The sequence below is a fragment of the Paenibacillus sambharensis genome (assembly GCF_003233845.1).
Taxonomy (GTDB): Bacteria; Bacillota; Bacilli; order Paenibacillales; family Paenibacillaceae; genus Paenibacillus_I; species Paenibacillus_I sambharensis.
Map to the genome: position 1 here is coordinate 244,904 of NZ_QKRB01000036.1, position 22,268 is coordinate 267,171.

A 22,268-nucleotide genomic window follows, 5' to 3' on the forward strand; every position below is an offset into this window, starting at 1 on the left:
ACTCCCCGTTTAGAGATTCTTAATGGCGGGTCTAGCCGTACAGCCGGGCGTAATAACCTCCGAGCGCCAGCAGGTCCTGGTGGCGGCCCCGCTCGACGACCGTCCCTTGGTTCATGACGGTAATCACATCCGCATGTTCAACGGTACTGAGACGATGGGCGATTAGAATGGTGGTGCGCCCCTTCATCAATTCGTTCAGGGCCTTCTGTACCCAATGCTGGGATTCGTTATCCAGCGCGGAGGTCGCTTCGTCCAGCAGCAGAATCGGGGCATCCTTGAGAATCGCCCGGGCGATCGCAATCCGCTGTCTTTGTCCGCCCGACAACGACGCTCCTCTCTCTCCCACCGGCGTTTTATACTGCTCAGGAAGTTCCTGAATGAAATGGTGAGCGTACGCCGCTTTGGCTGCTTTGATCACTTCTTCATGCGCTGCATCCGGGTTGCCGTAACGGATGTTTTCCTCAATCGTGCCGGTAAACAAGAACGGCTCCTGCGGAACATATGCAATCTGCCCCCGGATTTCGTTCAGCGTGTAATGGCCGAACGGTTTGCCCTGAAGCAGGATTTCTCCGCTGTCCACAGGATAAAAGCCGAGCAGCAGCTTGATCAGCGTACTTTTGCCGCTTCCGCTGGCCCCGACGATCGCGGCGACCTGGCCGGGTAACACCTGCATGGACATGCCCACAAGCACCTTTTTATCCGCCTGATAGGAAAACTCCACATCGCGAAACTCCACCGCAGCCTCCGACACGAGCTCGCTGTGAGGAAGTCCCAAACGCTCCGGTTCTTCTTCCTCTCTAAGCACCTCTTGAATCCGGTGAGCGCCGGCGAGCGAATTTTGAGTCATCGACAGAACCATTCCCAAGTTCAGCAAGGCGTGCGTCAGATTCACCTGCAGAACCGCCAGGGCGGCGACGCTGCCCATTCCCATCAGTCCGTAAGCATAAAGTAGACTGCCGATGACGATGATGCCGCAGAACGTGACGTAGCTGATAAAATGGTTCACCGCAGCCTGCATGCCGTTCTTCTGCGCGGTTTGCCGGAGCGTCTGCGTCATTTGTTCGTTCAACGCCTCGTACTGGCCGTAGATCGTGCGGATGCGGAACAGCTTCACAATTTGAATGCCGCCCATAAAATCCTTGAATTTTTCCGTCATTTTACCGAGCGTCTGCAAGCCTTGTTCGGACAAGACGCGAATATCCCGCGCAAATTTCAGGCTGACCACGGAGGACAGCAGCAAAATGACGAAGGATACGCCGGCAAACCGCCAATCGATCAACACCATGGAGATAATGGAGCCGATGCAAAAGACCACTTGAAGCAGCAAAACGAAATAAATCTGCGAGAATGTAAACTCAACGGTCGTTACGTCGTTGTTCACCCGCGACAGCAAATCCCCATGGTGCGTCTGCTCCAGGTATCTCGGCCGCAGCCGGCACAGCTTGTCATAAAGACGTTCGCGGATATTCAGCACCGTCAGCTCGACACTGCGCTGGTACAAGTAAATGAACCAGGGGGATACCACGTTTTCCAGGAACAGGGCTGCGCCTAAAATAATAAAGGCTTCCACCATCAGGGACGTATCCCGGGACACGGCGAAATCAACCAGGTTATGTACGACCAGGCTGAAGGCGATCAGGAACAAGGTCTGGGTGAGCGCCGTCACGGCCAGGCCAATGGCATACTGGGTTTTGCGCTTGCGGTTCATAAACGTCAGCAAGTAGCCGAGTTCTTTTACTTGCGAGAGCCTTCCGCCCTTCATCATGTGTACGCCACCTCCCTGCTTTCGGCAGACCCGGTAAATTCCTGGTCGTACGACTGGGCGTACAGTCCCTTCATCTTCAGCAATTGCTCGTGCGTGCCCTTCTCCACAATGTTCCCTTGCTCCATGACCCAAATTTCGTCGGCGTTTTGTACGGTAGAAAGCCGGTGGGCAATAACCATCGTCGTTCTCTGCTTCATCAATACGCCCAGCGCTTCCTGAACCGCGCTTTCCGACTCCGGATCAAGAGCCGACGTCGGCTCGTCCAGCAGCAGAACGGGAGCATCCTTCAGAAAAGCCCGGGCCATTGCAATGCGCTGGCGCTGCCCGCCGGACAAAAAGCCGCCGCGTTCTCCGACATACGTCTGGTAGCCGCCCGGAAGCTGCATAATGAAGGCATGCGCCTGAGCGGCTTTGGCGGCCTCGATAATCTCGTCCATCGACGCTTCTTCCCGTCCGTAGCCGATATTTTCGGCGATCGTGCCGCTAAACAAATAAGAATCCTGGGTCACCACGGAAAAATGCGCCCGGAGCTGCTCCGGATCGGCGCCGTTGATCAGACTGCCGAACACGCGGATCTCGCCCTGATCCTCTGGAAGCCCATAAAAGCCGCATACCAGCTTAAACACCGTGCTCTTCCCTCCGCCGCTCGCTCCGACAAGCGCGATCGTCTTCCCTTCCGGCACCGAGAAGCTAAGATTCCGCAGAATCGGGGAGCTCTCCTCATACCCGAAGGTTACATCCCGAAACTCGATGGGGGCGGCGCCCGCTTTCGGAAGCGGACGGCCATTGTCCGTTTCGGTCGGCTGCTCGACGATTTCGGAGACCCTCCTCAAGGCACCGGCCATTTCGAACGTCCGCGTGATGAGCTCAGGAATATGCTCCAGCGGCTCCAGACACAAATTCAGCAAGTACAGGAAGGCGATCAGCTCTCCCGCACCCAGCTCCCCTTTGTAGATCAAATAGCTTCCGTAGCTGACGGCGAAAATGATCGGGCTGATCATCAGCGTGGACAGCAGCGGGTTAACCCAGGCTTCCCGCTTTTTCACGGCCAGCTTCTTCTGGGCCGTCAATTGCAGCAGCACCTGGTAGGAGCGTGATAACATGCCGGACAGCAGGTAGCTTTTTACAATAGCCATACCCCCGAGCGTATCCTGGAGGTTGACGTTCATTCGGCCCATGTTCGCCTGGGCTTCCTCCGTCAACCGCTCGAGCTGCTTGCCGATCCACTGGGAGACCAGCAGCGCTGCGGGAAATAACAGCAGGCTGTACAGCATCAGTTCCGGTTGGAGGTAGATCAAATAAGCGAAACAGCCGATGAACAGCAGCGGATGATAAAACCACTGGGCGAGGTCCCGGATCATAAACTGCTGGATGAGCTGCAGGTCGTTGTTGATCCGCGACAAGACATCGCCGGAGTGCTGCTTTTCCAAATAAGATACCGGGAGTTTGCCGATATGGCGCATGACATGGCTGCGGATATCCTGCACCGCAGAGGCGCTGCTTCGCTCCACGCCGAAGCTCATGAAGAATTTCGCCGGCACGCCGATCAAGATGACCCCAAAGACCGTGTACACGATTTGCAGAACGTCTGGCCCCGCCCCCTTCTCGGCCTGGGCGGTCAGCTGCTCGATCAGGCTTCCCGTCCATATCTCAATCACGGCGGCGGCAATCGCGGACAAGGTACCGACGATCATCCAGCCTTTGTGCCGGCTTACATAGGACATCAGCCAGCTGAAAGCTTTCCATGTCGCGTAAGCGGTTTGGCGCTTGGAAGGCGCCGATGTGCCATGTTCTCGAACAGACGGCTGGCGGTCAGCTTCCATGCAGTACCCCGGCCTCCGCTTCGATCTGCCGCTTGACCTGCTCTAAGATGTCCCGGATGATGGCGGCCGTTTCGTCCACGCGCGCGAGTTCCAGCAATTCCTCGTGCGCACCCTCCAGCCGGTAATCGGCGTAGGCTTGCGTCGTCGCCCCCCGCCAGGACGGCAGTTGGTGCTCCAGGCGGAACGCTTCGCTGTCCTTCGCAATCAATTCGTAAATCCGGGCCGGGATCGTGCCCGAATTAATAAGCTGGGCTTCGTACGCCAAGGTCGCTTGGACCTTCCGGTGAACACGTTCCCGCACGAGCGGGTTGCTCATTAATTCCTTCTCTTCTTCGTCAAAATCAGCAAGCGTTTCTTCAAGCTCTTTCGCCGACGTATCGGAAGGCGTAAGCGTGTCCTTAATCCACGAGTCCACCATAAGCACGTCCGTTACGGAATACCCCCTTTTCTCCATTGTTTTGGCTACCTCGAACGTCAGGTTGCCTCCGAAGCAGTAGCCGAGCAGCACGTAAGGGCCTTCCGGCTGGATGCGGACGATCTCGTCCACATAACGGTTCAGCATGGCCTCGTAATTGGCCTCATCGTCGATAAAATCAATGCCGTAGAGCACGAACCGGCCGTCCAGCCTGCTTGCGAGCTCCCGGTAACCGATGCCGAAGCCGCTGCCCGGAGGGAAGCAGAACACGTTCAGATCTCCTGCTTTATTCAGCCTCATGAAGGAGTCTCCACCTTTCCCCAGGCCGAGATCCCCCTCGCCGAGAGCCATCGCTTCTACGGTTACATGGTGGAATTGGCGATTCAGCGGTATCTCGATGCCCGTTTCATCGTAAACAGCTTGAACGAGTCTCATCAGACTTAACGAATTGCCGCCGAGCTCAAAAAAGTTATCCTTTACGCCGACCTGCGGGACGCCAAGCGTATCCTGCCAGACGCGGGCGAGCTTCATTTCAAGCAGCGTTCTAGGCGCGACATATTCCGCTCCTCCGGCCGCGGCTTCCTCCGGAGCGGGCAGCGCTTTGCGGTCGGTCTTCCCGTTCGGGGTCAGCGGCATGCGCTCCAGCTGCACAAAGAACGACGGGATCATGTACCCTGGCATTCCCTGGGCCAGCGAGCTTCTCAGTTCGCTGACCGTCAGCGTCCGGTCCGCCACAAAGTAGGCGACAAGCTGCTTTTGGCCGTTCGCATCGTCGCGGGCGAGCACGATAGCTTCTTGCACGCCGCCGATCTTCAGCAGCTGCGTCTCGATCTCGTCCAGCTCGATCCGGTACCCGCGAATTTTGACCTGATGGTCAATCCGGCCCAGGTATTCGATGCTGCCGTCCGGCAGCCAAGCCGCCAAGTCGCCTGAGCGGTACAGCTTCTCCCCTGCCGCAAACGGGGAATCGACGAACTTCTCCGCCGTCAGATCCGGACGGTTCAGGTATCCTCTCGCTAGGCCTTCCCCGGCCACGTACATTTCGCCCGCTGCGCCGATCGGCACAGGGCGGCGGTTTTCATCCAGAATGTACACTTTCAGCGTCGGGATCGGCCTGCCGATATTGCTTTTCGCCGCCTCAATTTCGATCCATGTTATTTCCTTATAGGTCACGTGGACCGTCGTCTCGGTAATGCCGTACATATTGACCAGCTTCGTCTCCTGGTACTTCGTCTTGAAGCCCTTCAGCAGCAGCGGACTGAGCGCTTCGCCCCCGAAGATGACGCTGCGAACCCGCAGAATGTGCGGATGGTCCGCCAAGGCCTCACGCTGCAGCTGGTAGAAGTACGTTGGCGTCTGGTTGAGAATCGTGACCTGTTCGCGGCCCAGCAGCGCCAGGAAATCGGCCGGATTCTTCGCCGTGAGCGGCGGTACGATGACCAGCTTGCCTCCGTACAGCAGCGCGCCGTACATTTCCCAGACGGAGAAATCAAAGCAGAACGAGTGGAACAGCGTCCACGTGTCGGACGGCCCGAAGTCGAATAAGTTCTTATCGTTGAACAGGAGGCGCACGACGTTCTTATGCTCGATCAGCGTTCCTTTCGGCCTGCCGGTCGTTCCCGACGTATAGATGACATAAGCCAGGCTGTCCGGCCCGGAAATCGGTTCCAGGTTTGAAGCGTCCAGCGCATCGTCGGCGTCCGTCCCTTTTTCGCCCCACACGAAATCGTCCAATTCGAGGCGGGTTCCTGCGAAGTCAGTCTTCTCGTGCAGATGCTGTTGAATCAGCAGCAGCGGCGCGCCCGAATCCTCGATCATGAAGCGGATGCGCTCCTCCGGGTATTCGGGATCGACAGGCACATAGGCTCCGCCCGCTTTGAGAATCGCCAGTATGCCGATAACCATATCGAGCGAGCGTTCAGCCAGAATCGCGACCAGCTGATCCGCTGTTGCTCCGTTTTCCCGCAGCTTCCGAGCAAGGCGGTTCGCTCGCTCGTTCAACTCGCGGTAGGTCAGCTGCCGCTCATTCATGACAGCGGCAACGTTGTCCGGGTAAAGCTCCGCCTGCTCTTCGAACAAGCCGTGTATCGTTTGCTCCCGATCGTACCCGGCTTCGGTGTCATTAAATCGCTTCAGCAGCGTCTCCCTCTCGTCCAGGGATAGCATATCGGCTTGTCCGAGCTCCAGATCCGGCTGAACTAATAGCTCGGACAGGAGCCGAACAAGATGGTCGGCCGCCTGCTCCACAAATGCCCGCTCATACCTCAGCCCATCAAAGCTTATTTCCAGCTCGATGGAGTCGTCGTGTAGGCGGTCAAAGTGAAAAACCGTATCGGCCGCCACCCGGTGACCCGGCGGTCCCGGATGGATCGGGGCGAAGGATGCGACGGTGTTGATGACCGGGAGGCCGTCCCCCGTATAGTCCAGATGGAGCGGCCCTACCATTTTCCGAAAAGGCAGGTGCTGATGCTCCAGCGCCTCGCCGATGGAGGCTTTAATGCCTCCGAGCAGCGTTTTCAGCGTTGTCTGACGGTTAACGGACGTCTTGATCACCAAGATGTCATGCGGCGGCGGCGTCCCGTCCGGGTCTGCGCTGTAAGAAGGCATGCCGACCAGCACATGGTCCTGTCCGGTATATTTGAACAGCAGGCTCTTCACTCCAGCCAAAACAATCATGTACAAAGCGAGGTCCGAGCCGCCCGCAAGGCGAATGATTCTCTCCGAGAGTTCGCCCGGCAGGGAACGGTGAACCAAGCCCGGCTCGGCCGCAGCTTCCCTGCCCGCGGATAATTTGGAGGATTGACTGTAGGGAAGAAAGCTCAGGCTGTCATCGGCGTCAAACTTGCCGCTCCAGTACCGTTCTTCCTTATCAAACAAAGATTTCATTCGTACCTCCCCTAAAAATGAAGTGACCTGCGCTTATAGGATTAGAACGCGAATTCAATCGTATCGACGGTACTCTTTGCGCCTGACGCCGGTTTACGGCATTCAATCCGGCTTAACTCGAGCTGCGGATTTTCCGCAATTTGAGACAGTACCCGCAGGTAATCCTCGATCAAGGAGCGGATCATCGATTCTTTGAACAGCCTGGCGGCGTAGAAGAATCCCCCGCTCAGCGCCCCGTTGTTTTTGTTCTCATACATAAACAGGGTCAGATCGAACTTCGCTTCTTCCATATCGTCAAGCTCGTAATTCTTCAGACTGACTCCCTCGAGCTCGGCGTCTCGTTCTTCGATATTTTGCAGGTCGAAGACGGCATCGAACAGCGGGAAGCGGCCCGGCTCACGCTCCACATTCAAACGCTCCACGAGCTCTTCAAACGGATAATCCTGGTTCTCGAAAGCTCCTAAAGCCGTTTCCTTCACTTCTTCCAGGTAGGACAAGAACGTTTTGCCGCCCGACGGACGATTGCGGATTGCCAGCGTATTGACAAACATCCCGATGACCGGTTCCAGGTCGGCGTTCGTTCTTCCCGCCACCGGGGTGCCCACGATCAAGTCCTCCTGCCCGATGTACTTGGACAGCAGTACGGTGTAAGCCGCAAGCAGCACCATGAACAGCGTGCTTTCACGCTCGGCAGCCAACTTATGCAGCCGCGCAGAGAGAGAAGGTTCAACTTCGAACTCCAGATGCGCGCCTTCGTAGCTGCGAGCCGCAGACCGTTCGTAGTCGAGTGGCAGGTCCGCTTTCGGCAGCTCACCTTCGAAGGTTTGCAGCCAGTAGGCTTCCTGCCGCCCGATCCGCTCCCGGTAGGCCTCCGACTGCTGCCAAACGGCATAATCCTTGTATTGAATGCGCAGCGGCGGCAGTTCTTCCCCGGCGTAGAAGCTCGAGAACTCATCGGTCACAATCGTCATCGACACGCCGTCGGACACCATATGGTGCATGTCGAATAAGAGAATATGCAGGTTCGGCTTCAGCTCGATGACCCCTGCGCGCAGCAGCGGCGGCTTGCCGAGATCAAACGGACGAACGAAGCTGCGGACGATCTGCTCGATTTGAACCGCATCCTCTTTGCCCGCTTGATAATGCTCAATAACAAATTCGACCTGCGGGTAAATCCGCTGAACCGCTTCGCCCTTCACGATTTCAAAACCGGTGCGCAGCGATTCATGGCGCGATATCAATTGCCGCAAGGCGGCTTCCATCCGGTCTAAATCAAACTTGCCTTCCACCTGCACCAGCTCCGGCATGTTGTACAGCTGATCTGCTCCATCCAGCGTGTGCTGAATGAACAGCCGTTTCTGCGCGGAGGACAGAGGGTAATACTCTCTCTCCTCCGCTTGAGGAATGGTCTCATGCTCCTGCCATTCCATCCGGGCGATCGCCTCGGCCATCGCCGCAATCGTCGCGTGACGGAATACGTCGCGCAGCGGCAGATTGATGTTTAATTCCTTGAATACCTTGCCCGCCAGCGCCGTCGCCCGCAGGGAGTGGCCGCCAAGGTCAAAGAAGTTGTCGTGAACGCCAATCGCCTTCGCAAGCCCGAGCACCTCCTGCCAAATCGCCGCCAGCTTCGCTTCCAGCTCATTGCGCGGTGCGACGTACTCCGCTCCGCTTCCCGCTTCCCCTTCCAGTGCCGGCAGCGCCTTCCGGTCAATCTTTCCGTTCGGTGTCAGCGGAAGGCGCTCCAGCCGCGCGAAGTACGACGGGATCATGTAGCCCGGCAGCTCCTGCGCCAGCGCGCTGCGCAGATCGTTCATTGCCAGCTCCGCTCGGGTATCCGTTGTGTAGTACGCGCTCAGCGCCTTCTGACCGTTCGCATCATTTTGAACCAGCACTACCGCTTCACGCACACCTTCCACCCGCAGCAGCTGCGACTCGATCTCGCCCGTCTCGATCCGGTAGCCCCGGATTTTCGCCTGGTTGTCGATCCGGCCGATGAAGTCCACGTTGCCGTCTTCCATCCAGCGCGCCAAGTCTCCCGTGCGGTACAGCCGCTCACCCGCGGCGAACGGGCTGTATACAAACTTCTCTTCCGTCAGCTCCGGACGGTTCAGGTACCCGCGCGCCACCCCGGCTCCGCCGATGACCAGCTCGCCCAGCACCCCGACCGGCACCGGATTCAGGTGCGCATCCACGATGTAGAATTTTGCATTCAGCCATGCTTTGCCGATCGGCACACTGCCTGTCTGCGGAAGCCTCGCCAGATCCTCATCGTAGAAGCTGGAGTCGATCGCCGCTTCTGTCACGCCGTATGCGTTGATGATCCGGATTGTTGAGCCGAAACGCTCCTGCAAGATCCGGTAATCCGACACGCTGCAGCTGTCTGAACTCGTGATCAGCAGCTCCATGGAGCTCATGTCCAGCTGCTGCTCATGCACGTACGCCAGGAACGGAACGATCAGCGCCGGCGTCGATTCGAAGATGGTGACCTGTTCCTGCTCGATCCAGTAGTGCAGACGGGACGGATCGATCCGGTCGTCCTTCGGCACGATCACCATCGTGCCTCCGTTATACAGCGTCCGCGCGATATCTCCCACGAACACATCGAACGAGAAGCTTGCGAGCTGCAGCAGCCGCACCGGGAACTGATCCAGCCGGTATTCCCGCCGATAGCCCGCCGCCGTATTTACCAGGCTGCGGTGCTCGATCATTACACCCTTGGGCTTGCCCGTCGTTCCCGACGTGTAGATGACGTACGCCAGGTCTTCTGGACGGGCTTCATGGAAGCTGTCGGTGCCGGCATTCGGGTGGCTTTCATCGGCATCGCTGCCTTTCACAGCATCATCCATCAGACTACCGGAGACAATGCCGGAGCCAATCGGCGCGTTCGCCCTCTCCTCGCTGTACGACGCTTCGTCGTCAAGGTAAAGCACCTCCGCCAGAGCCAGTTCCTCTTCGCCAAGCCAGGCTTCGGCACGCTCCCGCAGCGGCGTTTGCGTCAGCAGCACCTTCGCTCCGCTGTCTTCGAGCATGAACCGCACGCGGTCCGCCGGGTAATCCGGATCGAGCGGTACATACGCCCCGCCCGCTTTCCAGACGGCCAGCACAGCCACAAGCAGGTTCACCGAACGCTCGGCGAGAATGCCGACGATCGTCTCCCGGCCAATCCCGCTTGCGCGCAGCGTGGCCGCCAGGCGGTTCGCCCGCTCGTTCAGCTCCGCATACGTCAGCCGGTCGTTCTCGTACACGACGGCCGCCGCTTCCGGCGTGCGCTCCGCCTGTTCCTCGAACAGCCGGTGGAACGCCGCCACTGGAGCCGCTTCCGGCTGCACCGGGTTGAACGCGCCGAGAATTTGTTCTTGTTCCTCTGCCGTCAGCAAGCTCAGCTCGGCGATCTTCGCATCCGGACGGCTTACGATCGTTTCGAGCAGCTGCTCGTAATGCTTCGCCAGCCGTTCGATCGTCTCCCTTTTGTAGAGAGCCGTCGCATATTCGAAGCTGTAATCCAAGCCGCCGTTCTCTTCGCCCACATCCAGGCTGATATCAAACTTCGCGGTATCCAGCGCGCTCGGATAAGGAACCAGGCGAAGCCCTTCCAGCTCAAATTCCTCGTCCTCCGTATTCTGCATCGTAAACAGCGTGTCGAAGAGCGGATTGCGGCTTAAATCACGGGTGACCTGCACCTTGTCCACCAATTCTTCGAACGGATAGTTCTGATGCTCGAAGGCATGGAGGGTCGTTTCTTTGACTTCGTTCAGGTAGGACAGGAAGGTCTTCTCCGAAGCCGGATAACTGCGGATAGCCAGCGTGTTTAAGAAAATCCCGATGAGCGGCTGCACATCTCCATGATTCCTTCCGGCAATCGGCGTACCGACGATTACGTCTTCCTGACCTGAGTATTTATGCAAAAGGACGTTATACGCCGCAAGCAGCACCATAAACAGCGTCGTGCCCGTTTGCGAGGCCAGCTGCTTCAGGCCGTCCGTTTTTGAAGCGTCTAAGAAAAATTCCAGCGTTTGACCTTCGTAGCTCTGCACGGCTGGACGCGGATAGTCAGTCGGCATTTCCAGCACCGGAAGCTCGCCTTGGAACATGTCCAGCCAGTACGCCTCCTGACGCTGAAGCCGTTCCTTCTGCTCCTGCGAATGCTGCCAGACGGTGTAGTCTTTGTACTGAATGCGCAGAGGCTCCAATTGCTCGCCGCCGTACAAGCGGACGAATTCTTCAACCAGGATTTCCATCGAGACACCGTCAGAAATAATATGATGCATGTCGTACATGAGAATATGGCGTTCCGGAGCCAGTTCGACAAGGCCTACCCGCAGCAGCGGAGGCTTCGCCAAGTCAAACGGACGGACGAAACGGCGAACCGTCTCTTCGGCCTCCTGCTCATCCGCTCGGTAGAACTCCACGGCAAAGTTGACGTCCTGGTAAATCCGCTGCGATGCTTCGCCATCCACCATTTCGAATCCGGTGCGCAGCGTCTCATGCCGCTCCACGAGTATACGGAACGCTTCCTCGAACCTTGCCCGGTCCAAAGCACCCTCCAGCAGCATCGCTTCCGGCATGTTGTAGCTAAGCTCCGCACCTTCCAGTTGATTCAGGATAAAGAGACGTTTTTGAGCAAAAGATTGCGGGTATACCTCCCGGTCATCCGCCACCGGAATGGCAACGAATGCTTGTTCATCCAGCCGGGAAATGGCGGCCGCCATGCTCTCGATCGTGGAATGGCGGAACACGTCGCGCAGCGGCAGATCCACGTTCAGCTCTTTATGAATCTTGCTGACCAGCGTCGTCGCCCGCAGGGAATGACCGCCAAGTTCGAAGAAGTTGTCGTGGACGCCAATCGCCTTTGCAAGCCCCAGCACCTCCTGCCAAATCGCCGCCAGCTTCGTTTCGAGCTTGTTGCGCGGTGCGACGTACGCCGTTCCGCTTCCTGCTTCCCCTTCCGGCGCCGGCAGCGCCTTCCGGTCGATTTTCCCGTTCGGCGTCAGAGGCAGGCGCTCCAGCCGCGCGAAGTACGACGGGATCATGTAGCCCGGCAGCTCCTGCGCTAGCGCGCTGCGCAGATCGTTCACCGCCAGCTCCGCTCCGGTATCCGGCGTGTAATACGCGCACAGCGCCTTCTGCCCGTTCGCGTCACTTCGAACCAGCACCACCGCTTCGCGTACGCCTTCCACCCGCAGCAGCTGCGACTCGATCTCGCCCGTCTCGATCCGATAGCCCCGGATTTTCGCCTGGTTGTCGATCCGGCCGATGAAGTCTACGTTGCCGTCCTCCATCCACCGCGCCAAGTCTCCCGTACGGTACAGACGCTCGCCCGCGGCGAACGGGCTGTCGACGAACTTCTCTTCCGTCAGCTCCGGACGGTTCAAGTACCCGCGTGCTACTCCGACTCCGCCGATAACCAGCTCGCCCAGCACCCCGACTGGTACCGGTTCCAGATGCGCATCCACGATGTAGAATTTCGCATTCAGCCGCGCTTTGCCGATCGGCACACTGCCTGTCTGCGGCAGCATCCCCAGCGGCTCGTCGTAGAAACTGGAGTCAATCGCCGCTTCCGTCACACCGTATGCGTTGATGATCCGGAACATTGAGCCGAAGCGCTCCTGCATGGTCCGGTAATCCGCCACACTGCAGCTGTCCGAGCTTGTAATCAGCAGCTCCATCCCGCTCATATCCAGCCCCTGCTCGTACACGTACGCCAGGAACGGCACGATTAGCGCCGGTGTCGATTCGAAGATCGTCACTTGCTGCTGGCTGATCCAGTAGTGCAGACGGGACGGATCGATCCGGTCGTCCTTCGGCACGATCACCATCGTGCCTCCGTTATACAGCGTCCGCGCGATATCGCCCACGAACACGTCGAATGAGAAGCTTGCCAGCTGCAGCAGCCGCACCGGGAACTGATCCAGCCGGTATTCCCGCCGGTAGCCCGCCGCCGTGTTCACCAGGCTGCGGTGCTCGATCATTACGCCCTTCGGCTTGCCCGTCGTTCCCGACGTGTAGATCACGTACGCCAGGTCCTCGGGACGCGCTTCATTGAAGCTGCCCATGCCGGCATTCGGATGGCTTTCATCGGCATCGGCGCCCTTCACAGCATCCGCCAGCTTGCCGGAGCCAATGCCGGAGCCAATCGGCGCGTTCGCCCGCTCGGCGCTGTACGACGCTTCGTCGTCGAGGTACAGCACTGCCGAGAGCGCCAACTCCTCTTCGCCGAGCCAGACTTCGGCGCGCTCCCGCAGCGGCGTCTGTGTCAGCAGCACCTTCGCTCCGCTGTCTTCGAGCATGAACCGCACCCGGTCCGCCGGGTAATCCGGGTCAAGCGGCACATATGCCCCGCCCGCTTTCCAGACGGCCAGCACGGCCGTCAGCAGGTCCACCGAACGCTCGGCGAGAATGCCGACAATCGTCTCCCGGCCGATGCCGCTTGCGCGCAGGGTGGCTGCCAAGCGATTCGCCCGCTCGTTCAGCTCCGCATACGTCAGCCGGTCGTTCTCGTACACGACGGCCGCCGCTTCCGGTGTGCGCTCCGCCTGTTCCTCGAACAGCCGGTGGAACGCCGCCGCTGGAGCCGCCTCCGGCTGCGCCGGGTGGAACGCGCCGAGAATTTGTTCTTGTTCCTCTGCCGTCAGCAGGCTCAGCTCGGCGATCTTCGCATCCGGGCGGCTTACAATATCCGCAAGCAAATGTCCGAAATGAGCCGACAGTCGCCGGATCGTGCTTTCTTTATAAAGTGCCGTCGCGAATTCAAAGCTGCACTCCAGGCCGCCGTTTTCTTCCGTTACATCCACACTAAGGTCGAACTTGGCCGTGCCGTATTCGCTAGGGTAAGGGGACAATTTCAGCCCTTCCAGCTCAAACTCTTTATCCTCCAGGTTTTGCAGGGAGAACATCGTGTCAAACAGCGGGTTGCGGCTCAAATCCCGGCTGATCTGCACGTTGTCGACGAGCTCTTCGAACGGATAATTCTGATGCTCGTAAGCGCCTAAGGTCGTTTCTTTCACTTCTTCCAGATACGACAGGAAGGTCTTCTCCGAAGCCGGATAATTACGGAGCGCCAGCGTATTGACGAACATTCCGATCAACGGCTGCATGTCCCCGTGCGTTCTGCCCGCAATCGACGTTCCGACGATCAAATCGTCCTGGCCTGTGTATTTATGCAAAAGCACGGTATATGCCGCAAGCAGCACCATATACAGCGTCGTTCCTCTTTCAGCGGCCAGCTTCTTCAAGCCTTGGCTGGTTGCCTCGTCCACGAAGGACGTCAGCGTCTGTCCCTCAAAGCTCTGCACGGCCGGACGCGGATAGTCCGTCGGCATTTCCAGGACCGGCAGCTCGCCCCGGTAAAGGTCCAGCCAGTACGCTTCCTCGCCTTTCAACTGCGCTTGTTGCCCGTCTGACTGCTGCCACACCGCATAGTCCTTATATTGAATGCGCAAAGGCTCTAAGGCCTCGCCGCCGTACAGACGAACAAGCTCCTCGACTAACACGTCCATTGAAACCCCGTCGGAGACGATATGGTGCATGTCGAACATCAGCAAATAACGTTCGGCTGCCAGCTCTACGAGCTCCGCCCGCAGCAGCGGAGGCTTCGCCAAGTCGAAAGGCCGGATGAAGGCCTGCACGACTTCGGGCGCTTCTTCCTCGCTCGTCTGATTGTACTTGACCGCAAAATCGACGCTCTCGTAAATGCGCTGCACCGCTTCGCCTTGTACGATCTCAAAGCCGGTTCGCAGTGTTTCGTGCCGTGCGATCAGCCCGCGGAAAGCCTTCTCCAGCAGGCTCCGGTCAATCGATCCTTCCAGCAGCAGCACACCCGGCATGTTGTAGCTCTGATCGGCCCCTTCCAGCTGATTCAGAATAAACAGCCGCTTCTGTGCTGAGGAAAGCGGATAATAGTCTCTTGCGTCTGCCAGCGGAATCGACGAGAACGACTGCTCACGGGTCCGGGAGATGGAGAGAGCCATCTCTTCAATCGTCGGGCAGCGGAATACGTCACGCAGAGGCAGCTCGACGTTCAGCTCCTGATGCACCTTGCTCACCAGTGTCGTCGCCCGCAGGGAATGGCCGCCCAGGTCAAAGAAGTTGTCATGAACGCCGATGTGCTCCAGTCCGAGCACGCTTGCCCAAATTCCGGCCAATCTGGCTTCCAGCGGAGTACGGGGCGGAGTACGTTCTTCGCCCGGCTGCAAGCTCTCCTCCGGCGTCGGCAGCGCCTTCCGGTCGACCTTGCCGTTCGTCGTCAGCGGGAGCCGCTCCAGCTGGATCAGATACGCCGGGATCATATAGGCCGGCAGTTCCTGGGAAAGCACGCTCTTCAGCTCGGCTGCCGGAAGCTCGCGATCCGCTTCATAATAGGCGCAAAGCTGCTTCTCGCCGGAGGCGTTTTCCCTCGCGAATACCGTTGTTTTCCGGATTCCCTCCACTTTCTGAAGCTGAGCTTCGATCTCGCCCAGCTCAATGCGGAAGCCGCGGATTTTCACTTGGTCGTCCGTCCGTCCCACGTATTCGAGCGTGCCGTCCGGCAGCCATTTCGCCAAATCCCCCGTCCGGTACATGCGCTCTCCCGGCACAAACGGATTGTCCACAAATTTCTCCGCCGTCAGCTCCGGCCGGTTATTGTAGCCCCCTACCAAGCCTTCTCCGCCGACGCACAGCTCCCCGGCCACGCCGACCGGCAGAAGCTTATTCCGGCTGTCGACGATATACACCGTTGTATTGCTGATCGGCCGTCCGATGGGGACGGTGACCGCCGACTCATCGACGAAGTCGACCGGAAGGTACGTGGTGTACACCGTGCTCTCCGACGGGCCGTAGAGGTGGTTAAGCCTGCCCGGTCCGATATGGGCAAGCGCTTTACGTACATGGCCGACCGACACGCGCTCTCCTCCGAACAAAATCGCCCGGACATCCCGCAGGCAGTCGACGTTCACATCTACAAGGACGTTGAAGTAAGCCGTCGTAATCAGCATGACCGAGATGCGCTCGCGCTGGATAAGGTCCGCCAGCCGGCTGATTTCCAGCAGCGTCTCGCGGGGAACCAGCACCAGCCGCGCTCCGTTCGTCAAAGCGCCGAATATATCGAAGATCGCTCCGTCGAACGAATAGCTCGAAAGCTGCAGGACATGATCCCGATCGGTAATGTCGATATAATTCGTATTTCGCACGATTCGTACGATGTTGCGGTGCGAAACAAGGTTGCCTTTCGGCTTGCCCGTCGTGCCTGACGTATAGATAATGCAGGCCAGATCCGTCGCTTCGGTGCCCGGATTTAGATTAGTGCCATCCTCGTGATAGAAGGACTCGTCATCCAGTAGGATCACGGAGTCCGAACCCGCCAGGCGCCCTTGCAAGCGGCTTTGCGTCAGCAGAGCCTGCGCTCCCGAATCCTCGATCAGGAAACGGATACGCTCCTCGGGATATTCCGGGTCAATCGGCACGTAAGCCGCGCCGGCTTTGTGTGCCGCCAGCATGCCCACCACCATTTCGATGGAACGCTCAGCCATAATGGCGACCAGACAGCCTTTTGATATCCCATGGCTGCGCAAGGTACGGGCAAGGCGGTTGACGCGTTCGTTCAGCTCGCGGTAGGTCAGCTCCTGCTCATTCAAGGAGATGGCGGCTGCATACGGGATGCGCTCCGCCTGCTCTTCGATCAATTGAATGAGCGTCTTCCCGCGCGGAAATTCCGTGGTCGTGTCGTTAAAACGTCCGAGAAGGTCGGCTTTTTCCGCCTCCGTCACAAGCTCCAGCTCGCCCACGGTAATTTCCGGATTATCCGTCACCTGCTCCAGCAAGTGGACGAGATGCCCCTTGAGCCGCTCGATGCTGTCTTTATCGAACACTTCGGCGTTAAAGTCGAACCGGATTTCGATCTCGGCTCCAGGCACCACGGTCACGTTGAAGTTATAGTTCGTCTGTTCCTCCATCTGAACGTCAGCGATCGTGAGGCCGCCGTGCTGCTGGTCGCCCGCCTGCTCCATCTGCTCGTCCACCGGATAGTTCTCGAAAGCGATAATATGGTTGATCAGGTTCTGCTTTTGCACGCTGCGGGCTTGAATTTCATACAGCGGATAGTAATCATAGCGCCCGGACTCCAGCGCCTGCTCTTGGAGCTTCGCCATCAGGTCGGCGAACATGGTGTCCGCTTCGCTCGTGACCCGGACCGGCACCGTATTGATGAACAGCCCGATCATGGACTCGATGCCCGGGATTTCCGCCGGTCTTCCGGCCACGACGCTGCCGAATACGGCATCGTTTGTTCCGTTATATTTTTGCAGCAGCACGCCCCAAGCGGCTTGCAGCAGCGTATTGACTGTAACCAGGCGCTGTTTCGCCACCCGGTCCATCCGCTCGGTCAAGTCCTTGCCCAGCTCGGCGGTGACATGATCAGCCGTAAATCTGCCGCTTGGCGCCGGTTCCTTTTGTCCCGGGAGTACGGTTTGCCCTTCATAACCTGCCAGGAATGCCGTCCAATAGCCGGATGCCGCCTGATCGTCCTGTTTCTCCAGCCATTCGATATAGGCCCCATAATCCGAGCCCTTATCTCCCGCTGGCTGCTTGCCGGATGCCAAGGCCGAGTACGTCTCAAACAGCTCCTTCGTCAGCTGTGGCAGGCACCAGCCGTCCATGAGAATATGCTGGAAACTCCACAGCACATGATAGCTTTGCTCTTCGGTGCGCAGGATCGTAACCCGAACGAGCGCGTCATGCTCCAGGTCGAAGCCGCGCAGCTTGTCAGCCTCGGTCTTTTTATCCACATACGCTTGTTTCTCGTCCGCCTTCAGATGAAGCAGCTCTTCATATTCAAAGCCGACCGGCTTGTCGCGGTATATAATTTGCAGCGGCTCGCCCGCCGGTCCCTTCACAAAATTCGCCCGCAGCACCAGGTGACGTTTCGCAAGCTCCATCCAGCTCCTCTCGAAAAGCTGGACGTCGAGCGCTCCCCGCATCGTAAACCGCGTCTGCTCGAAGTAAGCGGCCGTTTGCCGGTCAAGCGCGCTGTGGAACCACATGCCCTTCTGCATCGGTGTAAGCGAGTAAATGTTTTCGATTTCCCCCGGATGGTCCGGGCGCTGGACGATCTGCTCCAATTCCGCAATGGTCAAGCCTTTAAACTGCACGTCGCTCGGCGTGAGTTCGGTGTCTTCTTTGCCTGCGCAGTGAGTAATGAGCTCCCGGAGACTTTGCTCAAGCCGCTCGGCGAAGGCTTCCATCGTTTCCTTGCGATACTGCTTCCGGCTGTAGCTGAGATCAAGCGATAAAGCGCCGTCTTGCACCATGCCGTTGATATCCAGCACAAAGCTGCGGGCCTGCCGGTCGCTGACCGGGCTGCCGCTGGAATAAGTAGATAGGCCGATCTCGTCCTGGTTGACATCATCGTCGAACTGGCCGAGATAGTTCAGATTAATTTCCGGCTCTGCGCCCCAAACAAAGCCATCCTCCGATTCGGAGAGATAGCGGCATACGCCGTACCCAAGCCCCTTGTTCGGAATGCTGCGCAAGCTTTCCTTGACCTGTTTAATCTGATAGGCCAAATCCCGGCCTTTTTCCGGCTCCAGGACAACTGGAAACTTGGTCGTAAACCAGCCGACTGTGCGCGTGATGTCGATATCCGTTCCAATCGATTCACGTCCGTGTCCTTCGAGATTGATCCGCACCCGTTCGTGTCCCGTCCACTTGTGAACGGCTATGCCGAGCGCCGTTACCAAAATATCGTTCATTTCGGTGTTGTAGGCCCGGTGCACCCGCTTCAGCAGCAGTTCCGTTTCTTCAGGAGTCAAACGGACGAACAGCGATTCGCTGTCCTGCTGCGTCGTGACGTCCGCCTCCAGATCCTTCGGCAAGGCCGGAACCGCAATCTGTTCCACAGCCTGCCAGTAGGCCCGTTCCTTTGCCATCTCCGGGCTTTGCGCGTAAGCGGACAGCTGCTCGGACCAAGTACGGTAGGCATCCGTTTTCGCGGGGAAGCGAATCTCCCCTCTTGAGCCGGCCTGCTCGTAGCCCTGAGCGAAATCCTCCATCAAAATGCGCCAAGACACGCCATCCACCACGGCATGATGAACCGCGAGCAGCAAATGATCGCCGTCCGCGCACCGGAACAGTCCCGCCTTCACGAGGGGCCCGTTCTCCAGATCGATACCCGCTTGCATGTCCGCTGCCTTCGCTTCCACAGCCTGCGCGGTATTCTCCGAATCCCTGAAGTCGAACACGTCCAGCGTGAACAGCCCGCCTTCCTGAATGGCACGGGTCAGCGCTCTAAACCCTTGTTCCGTCTTGCGGAACACCATCCGCAAGGCGTCATGATGCTCGGCGAGCTTTTGCAGCACCTGACGCACCATCTCTTCGTCGAAACGTTGCTTCCGGTACAGCATCACCGACTGGTTGAAATGATGCGGGTCCGCAAAGGAGCTCTCGAACAACCAATGCTGAATCGGCGTCAGCGCCGTTTCACCCGTTACTTCACCTTGATCGATGGTACGTCCAATCGGTTTCACATGCAGACTGAGTTGTGCAATCGTCGGATATTTGAACAAATCCCGGATTTCCAGCTTGTACCCGGCTTGATGAAGCCGCGAGGATACTTGAATGGACCTAATCGAGTCTCCGCCCAGCTCGAAGAAATGATCCGTTATCCCGACGCGATCGGTGTTCAATACCGCCTGCCAGACATCGGCAAGCGTCCGCTCGGCTTCATTGCGGGGAGCTGTGTAAGCGCCGCCGGTCAGCGCGTTTCCTTCCGGAGCGGGCAAAGCCTTGCGGTCGATTTTGCCGTTCGGCGTGAGCGGCATCTGCTGTAGCTGAACAAAATGAGCCGGTATCATGTAATTCGGCAATTGTTGCGCCAGCGTGCTTCTCAGTTCGCCTAGCGCAAGCGGGCGGCCTGCGACCAGGTAAGCGCACAGTTCTTGCCCGCTTTTGCCTTCCCGCGCGATTACAATCGTCTCCTGCACGGAGTCGATCTTCAGAAGCTGCTCTTCAATCTCGCCGATCTCGATCCGGAATCCGCGGATTTTCACCTGGTGGTCGATCCGGCCCAAGTACTCTATATTTCCATCCGGCAGCCAGCGGGCCAAGTCGCCCGTCCGGTACAGTCTCTCTCCCGGCTCAAACGGGTGCTCGATGAATTTCTCCGCCGTCAGATCCGGCCGGTTCCAATATCCCCGGGCGAGGCCGACGCCCGCGATGCATAATTCTCCCTCCACTCCGATAGGCGCCAGCTGATTCTGTGCGCCCAGTATATACAGGCGATGGTTCCAGATCGGACGTCCGATCGGAATCGCTGTGCGTTCGGTGTCATACGCAGACGCCGCCCACACGGATGTGGCGATCGAAGCCTCTGTCGGACCGTACGCATTATAGTACTGTACCTTGCCTTTCCACTGCTGCACGAATTCGGCTGAAACGGCGGAGCCCGCCGTGATGAGCCTGCTCAGACTGGGCAGGCGGTCTGGATTTAGATAAGCCGCATAAGTTGGCGGCAAAGTCGCGATTGTAATGGCATGCTCGTTCATGAAACGTTCGATCAGCCGGTTATCCATAATCGTCTCGGTTGAAGGGATATATAAGGCAGCCCCGAAATACAGAGCGTTAAACATCTCCCAGCACGACGCATCGAACGACAGGCTGGCGAATTGCAGCACTCGATCCTGTTCGGTCGTGTGAAGCGTATGGGCAAACGTCAGTTTCAGGCTGACCAGCCCGCGATGCTCCAGCATGACCCCTTTGGGCTGGCCCGTCGTGCCTGATGTATAGATGACATAAGCCAGATCGTCCGGACCGCTGGCCGGGTCCAGATTCGAGCCATCGCCGCTGTAGGCCTGCTCGTCATCCAGCGCCACCACGCTTCCTTCAAACGTTACCTGCTGCAGCAGCTCCCTCTGAGTCAGCAGCAGCTGCGTATTCGAGTTCTCGAGAATGTAGCGGATGCGTTCTTCCGGGTATTCCGGGTCGATTGGCACGTAGGCACCGCCAGCTTTCAGAACTGCCAGAATGCCAACGACCGTCTCCAGCGATCTCCTGGCCATCAAGCCTACCAGCTGATTGGGCAGCACACCGACCGATCGGAGCGTCCGAGCCAGCCGGTTCGCCCGCTCGTTCAGCTCCGCATACGAAAGCCGGCGCCCCTCATAGACAACCGCCGTCGCTTCAGGCACCCGGTTCGCCTGCTCCTCCACGAGCTGATGGATCGTCCGGTCACGGGGATAGTCCTTCTCGGTATCGTTAAAGCTACGGAGCAATTGAAATTTCTCATCCTCGGGCAGCATGTCTGCCCTAACGATGTCCAGCTCCAACTCGTGAAGCCCCACGGCCAGCAGGCGATCCAGATGGCCGACGACCCGAGTCATGAACTCAGCGTCATATAAGTGCTCGTTATAGGACAGCGCTAGCTGTATCGATCCGCCGGTTAAGCTGAATGCAAAGGAGCAATACGTGACCACGTTTTGCCCGATTTCGTCCAGATGCAGCTCCTTCAGAGAGACTAGCGTATGAACGACGGGTATCCCGTCTGCAGCTTGCAGGTCCAGCTTCTCCGTCATTTTCAAGAACGGAATATGCTGATGCTGAATCGCTTCCGGCAAGGAAGTCCTCAGCTCGCTCAAAAGCGTTTTAAAAGTCGCACCCGCCGAAAGCGAGTTTTTCAAAATGACCGTATGATTAACGGAGCGGCGCGTCTCTTCCCGTTTCCGTACAACCGGCATGCCGACCAGAATGTCAGAAGCGCCTGTATATTTATGTAAGAGCGACTGAACACCGGCAAGCAAAATCATAAAAGCGGCCAGCGGAGCACCCTTGCTCATTTGAAGCACACGCTGTGCTGCTTCTTCCGAAAGCGTACCGCCGACGGTTTTCACAATGGGCACCAGAGAGCTTGGCGCTTTGCTGTAAGGCAGCCGCGTTAAGGTATAATCGTCGCTACTGAATTTCTCGTTCCAAAACAACGTTTCTTTATCAAAAGCCACCTGGATCGTTCCCCTCTCTTCATCGGTAAAAGCAATCAGGCGGAGCTTATGCCGCAGCAAAGCTCCAGCCTTGCTCCCGCCTTTCAACATGTGACAACAATGTCAATGGCTTTTGACGGGCTTTGGTATAACATTGGGGTTGGAATTGGATTTGGGGGTGAACAAGGGATGTTCCTCCAATCGATGTAAGGCTTGCTGTTGGGTTCCGGCCGGCCAGCAGGGGTTGGTCATACCTCCCGATTCAGCACCGAAGCTGCCTTTGTCGAAACCTATGTTTAAGGGGTATGGATACACTCAATGTACGGTTTATGTATTCCCCCGCAGACCTGGTATGGATAAATAAAAGATCCGGCTGCGGGGTTGTGCGCTTTTCCTGACGATTAGATGTAGCGATGGTGCTGCATAAGGCTCAA

Annotated in this window: 4 protein-coding genes; all 4 read right to left on the minus strand. The window is 58.0% G+C overall.

The annotated features are described in order from the left end of the window. Positions 1-31: 31 nt before the first annotated feature. From DNH61_RS06540 to DNH61_RS06555, 4 genes are read right to left on the minus strand one after another with little or no spacing between them, the layout of a single operon-like run. Complete coding sequence (locus tag DNH61_RS06540; RefSeq protein ID WP_111145862.1) at positions 32-1,765, minus strand: ABC transporter ATP-binding protein; 1,734 nt, start codon at positions 1,763-1,765, stop codon at positions 32-34. Next, positions 1,762-3,588: an ABC transporter ATP-binding protein gene (locus DNH61_RS06545; RefSeq protein ID WP_111145863.1), complete on the minus strand. Its 1,827-nt coding sequence runs from the start codon at positions 3,586-3,588 to the stop codon at positions 1,762-1,764. Before DNH61_RS06545 ends, DNH61_RS06540 begins: the two co-directional genes overlap by 4 nt. Next, positions 3,578-6,889, minus strand: a complete 3,312-nt coding sequence (locus DNH61_RS06550) for a non-ribosomal peptide synthetase (RefSeq protein WP_111145864.1) — start codon at positions 6,887-6,889, stop codon at positions 3,578-3,580. The genes DNH61_RS06545 and DNH61_RS06550 overlap by 11 nt, the downstream gene beginning before the upstream one ends. Positions 6,890-6,930: 41 nt before the next feature. After that, the gene (locus DNH61_RS06555; RefSeq protein WP_111145865.1) at positions 6,931-21,945 is read right to left on the minus strand and encodes a non-ribosomal peptide synthetase; all 15,015 of its coding nucleotides are present in this window, start codon (positions 21,943-21,945) and stop codon (positions 6,931-6,933) included. Between the last annotated feature and the right edge of the window lie 323 nt (positions 21,946-22,268).

Bases quoted from the DNA above. Each gene is read 5' to 3' on its own strand.
- DNH61_RS06540 (WP_111145862.1), bottom strand. From the start codon at position 1,765: ATGATGAAGGGCGGAAGGCTCTCGCAAGTAAAAGAACTCGGCTACTTG.
- DNH61_RS06545 (WP_111145863.1), bottom strand. From the start codon at position 3,588: ATGGAAGCTGACCGCCAGCCGTCTGTTCGAGAACATGGCACATCGGCG.
- DNH61_RS06550 (WP_111145864.1), bottom strand. From the start codon at position 6,889: ATGAAATCTTTGTTTGATAAGGAAGAACGGTACTGGAGCGGCAAGTTT.
- DNH61_RS06555 (WP_111145865.1), bottom strand. From the start codon at position 21,945: ATGTTGAAAGGCGGGAGCAAGGCTGGAGCTTTGCTGCGGCATAAGCTC.